The sequence below is a fragment of the Streptomyces vulcanius genome, assembly GCF_042653945.1.
GTDB lineage: Bacteria > Actinomycetota > Actinomycetes > Streptomycetales > Streptomycetaceae > Streptomyces > Streptomyces mangrovi.
Genome location: NZ_JBHSFK010000113.1, coordinates 1 through 1,175, shown reverse-complemented (window position 1 = coordinate 1,175; position 1,175 = coordinate 1). Strand labels below are relative to the sequence as shown.

The 1,175-nt window shown below is 69.4% G+C and carries 1 protein-coding gene; it reads right to left on the bottom strand.

Features of this window, described 5'->3' with window-relative positions; all coding sequences use genetic code 11:
* Window positions 1-16: 16 nt before the first annotated feature.
* Window positions 17-1,095, bottom strand: a protein-coding gene (locus ACFPIH_RS56605; protein WP_465270403.1) for an IS630 family transposase whose coding sequence is annotated in 2 segments (ribosomal slippage) — window positions 17-594 and window positions 594-1,095 — 1,080 coding nt in all. Because the reading frame shifts where the segments join, the coding sequence is not laid out codon by codon here.
* Between the last annotated feature and the right edge of the window lie 80 nt (window positions 1,096-1,175).

Sequence of the window (1,175 nt, the reverse complement as noted above, 5' to 3'; positions counted from 1 at the left end):
TACTGACTTCGGCTCGTCAGGGTGAGGTCGGGTTGCCGAGGGCGAGGCCGGTGCCGGCTATGAAGCCGTCGAGGGTTTCGGGCCGGTACTGGAGTCGTTTGAGCCGGTTGCGGACGAGGGCCTCCAAGCGGTCCAGGGCGACTACGGCGAGGTTGGCCAAGCTGCGCTTGACGTGGGCCCACACGCCCTCGACCGGGTTCAGGTCGGGCGAGTAGGCGGGCAGCAGGAACACCGTCAGCCATTCCCGTGCGTCGATCAACTCTCGCATCGTTCGGGAGACATGGGTGTTGAGCCGGTCCCAGACCAACACGATCGGTGCCTTGATGAGCTGGTGGGTGCCGTCGAGCAGAGCGATGAAGTCGCGCTCGCTCATACTGCGGCGCTTGCCCTTGCCCGCGGGGTGGGCAACCAGCCGATGGCACAGCCGGGTCCGTGAGCCGGGCCGCATCGCAATCAGCCCGGCCACCGACAGCCGCCCCGAGCGGCGTCCGCTCACCGTCACGACCGGGGTGTGTCCGCGTCGCCCCCAGGTGCGGCCTCGGGGCGGTCGGCGGGTGAAGCCTGCTTCGTCCTCGAAGCAGATGTAGCCCCCGCAGGCCGCCCGGGCCCTTTTACCTCCGCCCAGGTCGCCTCCTTCCACATCTTCACCGCCTCCTCGTCGCGCTCGGCGACCCGCCGCACGGGGACCTGCGGGGAGAACCCGAGCCGGTGCATCAGCCGGGTGGCGCCTGAGACGCTGTAGGAGACGTGGAACTTCCGGCCGATCAGCGTGGCCACCCGCCCAGCGGTCCACACCTGGTCCTCCACCCAGCCGTGCACGGCCGGCCCCTCCTCCAGATACGCGGCGAGCTTCTCCAGGCAGCGCGGCGACAGACGGCACCGTGATCCGCTCGGCCCGCGCGATACCAGGGCCTCGATCCCGCCGTCCCGCCACAGCTGGTGCCACTGGTAGGCCGACTTCCGGCTCACTCGGAGGCGCTGGGCGACCTCCAGCGGCTTGATCTTCTGCTCGAACAGCACGGCCGCCTGCCGCCGTACGGCCTCCCGACGCTGCCGCCCCGCAGCGGTCAGCCCGCCCCCATCCGCATATCTCACACAGCACGAAATACAGCCCGCACCCCTGGCCCAACAGGCACATCGACAAAGATCACCCTGACGAGCCGAAGTCAGTAAGT